The following is a 4,740-nucleotide window of genomic DNA, read 5'->3' on the forward strand; positions in this document are numbered from 1 at the left end:
CGACGGCCCGGCCGAGCTGAAGGGATTGAAGGGCAAGGAGGCGCTCGACAAGATCGCATTCAAGCTGCCGTTCGCCAATGTGACGCCGTATGTGGTGATTGCGTTCATGCTGCTGGTCGTGGTGCTTATGTGCTTCTCCGCGAGCTATCGCATCGCCGTGGTGGCGGGCGTGATTTGGCTGGCGGTGCTGTTCGCCGCGTACCAGCTCACGCAGGCCGGCCGCAAGCAGACGGAGGCATCCGCGGCGGACGCCGAATGACCGAGCTGTCCGCTTAAACGCAGAAAGCGTTCATAAGCAACGCAAAACGGCCTTCCCATCCGTATGCAAACCGTATCGATCGATCATCGATTGCGGCGACAACATACGGACGGGAAGGCCGTTTCTTTTTGTTTTATCTACCGTTGCCTTTGCCGGCTGACCAGCCGCACGCAACCCAGACCGGTCACACACGGTCAATCAGCCATCGCAGACGAAGACTCAGCCCTGCTTCTTGGCCGCCGGGGCGATGGACAGGCTCGGGTCGCGCAGCGGAATCATCATGGACTGCGTCGCGTGATACAGGTCGGACTTGCCCGGCCACACGGTGCCGATCGGCTTGTTGGTGCGATCGAGCTGGTGGAACCAGGATCCGTTGACGTGGTCCATCACCGTGCTGTCCGCGTACTCAAGGAACGTCGCATACCACTTGGCGTACGATTCCTTGCCGGTCACGCGGGCGAGCGTGGACGACGTGTTGATGCCCTCGGCCAGCGTCCAGTGCATGCGGTCGTGCACGACGGGCTTGCCGTCCCAGTCGGTGGTGTACACGATGCCGGGTGCACCGTCCGCGTTCCATCCGTCTTCGACAGCGCGGTTGAACAGGTGTTCCGCGGCGTCGATGTACGGGGCGGCGGCCGCCGGATCGGACGGATAGGTGCTGGTGGCCCACTGGGTGATCAGGCGGGCCCATTCGATGCCGTGGCCCGGCGTCGCGCCGTACGGCTTGAACTGGTCGTCCGGCTTCTCACGGTTGCATTCGAGGTCGAGTGACCAATCGGAATGGAAGTGCTCGGGGATGCGCCAGTTGTTGGCCTTCGCCCAGCCAAGCACGTGTTCGATGATGCGGCCTGCGCGCTTGCGCCAGGTCTCGTCGCCGGTCACGTCGGCCACGGCAAGGAACGCCTCGACGGAATGCATGTTGGCGTTGAGGCCGCGGTACGGGTCGAGTTCGGTGAATTCGGTGTTCCACGTATCGACGGACAGGCCGGTCTCGTCATCCCAGAACTTGTCGAGGAAGACCTTTTCGGCGTGGTCGAGCAGTTCGGCGGCGCCGGGACGGCCAAGCAGGGTCGCGGAGGAGGATGCGAGCAGCACGAAGGCGTGCGCGTAGCACTGCTTGGTGGGCGTGTAGCCGCCTTCGGGGGTGATTTCCGGATACCAGCCGTCGTTGACATCGTCATGCAGCGCGCCCTTGAGTCCCTTCAGACCGGCGTCAACCAGCTCCTCGGCACCCGGGAAGCCGACGAAGGCGCCCAGACAGTACACGTGGGTCATACGGCAGGTGATCCAAGTGGCGCGATTGCGGTCCTTCCACGGGGTGCCGTCGTCGCCCAGCCAGTAGGAGCTTCCGTCGGGAGCCGGGAACTTCGTGCCGAAGTTCAGCAGATTGTCGCGGGCCGCGTCGAGGAACGCTTTGTTTTCCGCCGTTCCCAGCTGGTATTTCTTGTCTTCGACAGCCATGTCAAATCCTTTCCTGATTTCCTGCGATTGCGCACTTGGATTTCGCAACGCACGTTCCGGCGCGCCTTTGAGCGGCACGTCACACGTGCATGCACCCCTTGCGTTCGCACCTTGTTCGGTTATGCGCTTGGGAAACTTCGTCATATTCCCTCGCCGCTGCACCCCACTGTAATGATTAAGCGCTTAAGCCGCAACCGCGACACGCGCTGTTACTTAATCGCTTAAGGTTTTCTTAAGCTTATGTTCTATAGTGGTCGATAGCAACGTGGGCCGCCGCATGGATGGCAGGCCATCGCAGGCATCGCAGCAACGAGACATCGCAGCAACGCAGGGAGGCGGAAGCGGGCATGGAATCGTCCACACCATTCAAAGGCGGCGAAATCGACAGCCGACAGGCCGACGCCATCAACACACTTTCCTCAGCCAACGAATACCAAGGCAAATCACGCATCCAAACGTTGCGGAAACTGCCATGGAACCGCAAATGGAGGTACTTCCGCGAGCAACTGCTGGCCCGCACCGTGGTCGTCGCGGCCATCGTGTGCGTGGTCGTGTACATTGCCGCGCAGGTGCTGCTCCCCGCACCGGGGCCGAAACTGTACGTGGCGGTGTTCGACGACGCGGTCAGCCAGCAGGAGGCGGCAAGCCTGCAGTCGCAGGTCGCGAAACGGCTGGACCTGCCGGAAGGTCGCAAGGGCGGGGTGCTGATCGACACCTACTTTTCCAGCGACGAGAACGGCATCAGCAAGCTGCAGACCATGATCGCCAATCATGAGATAGACGCGATCGTGGCCACACCGAAGACCTTCAAACAGCTGTCCGGCTACGGTTATATGACCAATCTCGATTCGTCGCTGACCAAGCGGCAGCGCACGTCGTTTTCCGGCGATTTCGTCACGATGAAGGGCTTCAAGGATTCCGACGATCCCGATTTCGACGGCGGCGGCAAAGGCAAGGCCGAGCCGTTCGGCCTTTCGATGACCGGCTTCCGGCAATGGAATCGGCTGAAATCAGCCAAATCCAACGCGTTGATCGGCATCGTGCAGGAATCGCCGAACCGCACGACCACGCAACGGCTCATCGACTATCTCAGCGCATGACGGCTCCGACAACTACCGGCGCCACATCCAGCCACATCAGCAACATCCACCCACGGAGGAGACCATGGCCAACATTTTCAGTCAGGACAATCCATTCAACGACTTCATGAGCAACGTCGGAGATATGGCGATGGTCAGCATAGCCTGGACCGTCTGCTCCATTCCCGTCGTCACGATAGGCGCCTCGACCGCGGCCGCCTGCGAAGTGGTGCGCGAGCTGCAGAGCGATTCCTGCAAAGGCATCTTCCGCAGCTTCTGGTCGGCCTTCAAGCGCCGCTTTCCCACCACGCTCGCCCTGACCGCGGTGATCGCCGCGTTCTGCGGACTGGCGCTGTTCGACCTGTGGTACCTGTCGAAGCAATCCACCGATGCCGTGGCCGTCCTCTACGGCGTTACCGTCGTGGTCATCGCGATCGTTGGCTCGGCCCTGGCCTTCGTGCTGCCCTTGACCGGGCGCAGCAAGCTGAGCGTCGGCGAACAGCTTGTGCAATCCGCCCGACTCGCCTTGGGTCGGCCACATATCGCCTTCGCCGCGCTCCTGCTGGATATCTGGCCGATCATCGTGGTGCTGATTGCGCCGGAGCAGACGCTGATGCTGATGCCGTTGCTGTGGATCTTCGTCGGTGCCGGAGCCAGCTTCTGGGTACAGATGAGGCTTATCCGCAAGACCTTCTCGCTCGACTAGATTCCGTCCGAATCCCGCGAATCCCGTCCGAAAACCTACGCGCAAAGCAGAAACATAAAACGAAAATCGCCGCACGACCATATCGGCCATGCGGCGTTTTTCGCATTCCCGCGTTTCCGCACGGCCCCACGCCCTCGCATGGTCACCGCGCGTTCAGCGACCCGCAGGCGCGGGACCGGTGGAGGCACGCGCACGCAGCTCGTACGGATCCTCCTTGATGTGTCCGAGCTTCTCGCCGTCGATGAGCCTGAGCATCAGCTGCGCGGCCGTCTTGCCGGTGTCCACCACGTTGCGGCCCATGGCCGTCAGATTCGGGTATGCCGCGGTGCACATGAAGGAATCGTCCCAGGACATGAGCGACAGCTCGTCCGGCACCGCGATGCCACGCGCGTTGGCCACGCCGAGGCCGGCCAGCGCCATCACGTCGTTGTCGTAGATGATGGCGGTCGGATGTTCATCGAAGCCCAGCAAACGATTGGTGGCCTCACGCCCGGATTCGGGCGTGTAGTCGGTATGCAGGCAACGGTACCGTATGCCCAATTCGGCGGCCATGTCGGCGAACGCCGCATCGCGGATATACGAGTGGGCCAACGCTTCCGGACCACCCACACGCGCGATATGGCGATGCCCCAGATCGTACAGATACTGCACCGCCTGCCGTACGGCATCGGCGTCGGCGCTCGACAGGCTCGGCAGACCACCCGCCACGGAGGCGTCTGCGATGGCGAGAACCGGCACGTCAGGAGTCTTCTCCAGCAGGGAGACGCACGGGTCGCCGAGCTCCACGTTGACCAGCAGCAGGCCATCGACGTTGCCGGTGGCGATCCAGTCCTTGATAATCGACAGTTTGGCGTCCTCGCCGACGGCCATGCGGATCAGAATGGAATAGTCGTGCTTCTCCAGTTCGGCGCCGAGGCCGGAGATCAGCTCCATCATGAAGGATTCGACGGACAGCAGTTCGGGATCGTAATCCAGCACCAGGCCGATGCGCTGCGTCTTCGCCTTGGCCAGCGCTTGGGCCGCGCCGTTGGGCTTCCAACCCAATTCGTGGGCCACACGCAGTACTTTGGCGCGGGTCTCGTCGGAGACTCCCGGCTTGCCGTTGAGGGCGTACGAGACGGCGCTGCTGGAAACGCCGGATGCCTTGGCAACGTCGAAAATCGTCACTTTGCTTTTCTGGATAGGCATTCCCGTTTCCTTACACACACTTACGCTAGAAAAATCAGCCACTTAAC

The 4,740-nt window shown here is 61.8% G+C and carries 4 protein-coding genes and 1 pseudogene; 3 read left to right on the forward strand and 2 right to left on the reverse strand.

From position 1 onward, the window contains the following. Positions 1-259 (forward strand): annotated as a pseudogene (locus ACR0P8_RS08630) (aromatic amino acid transporter AroP); the annotation flags it as partial. 219 nt (positions 260-478) lie between these two features. On the opposite strand, the gene ACR0P8_RS08635 reads toward ACR0P8_RS08630, so the two are convergent. After that, on the reverse strand, positions 479-1,720 hold the full coding sequence (locus ACR0P8_RS08635) for an AGE family epimerase/isomerase (protein ID WP_432624681.1): 1,242 nt from the start codon (positions 1,718-1,720) through the stop codon (positions 479-481). A 281-nt stretch (positions 1,721-2,001) separates the two neighbouring features. On the opposite strand from ACR0P8_RS08635, the gene ACR0P8_RS08640 reads away from it, so the two are divergent. After that, a complete protein-coding gene (locus ACR0P8_RS08640) occupies positions 2,002-2,820 on the forward strand; it encodes a hypothetical protein (protein ID WP_432624682.1) in 819 nt (272 codons plus the stop codon). Positions 2,821-2,884: 64 nt separating this feature from the next. Further along, positions 2,885-3,505, forward strand: coding sequence for a YesL family protein (locus tag ACR0P8_RS08645; protein WP_432624683.1), 621 nt, complete (start codon positions 2,885-2,887; stop codon positions 3,503-3,505). Between the two features lie 153 nt (positions 3,506-3,658). Here ACR0P8_RS08645 and ACR0P8_RS08650 read toward each other — a convergent pair whose 3' ends face one another. Next, positions 3,659-4,693 (reverse strand): LacI family DNA-binding transcriptional regulator, encoded by a 1,035-nt coding sequence (locus tag ACR0P8_RS08650; protein ID WP_432624684.1) that lies wholly within the window; start codon positions 4,691-4,693, stop codon positions 3,659-3,661. Positions 4,694-4,740 lie beyond the last annotated feature (47 nt).

It is taken from the genome of Bifidobacterium sp., from assembly GCF_050874245.1.
Classification (GTDB): Bacteria; Actinomycetota; Actinomycetes; order Actinomycetales; family Bifidobacteriaceae; genus Bifidobacterium.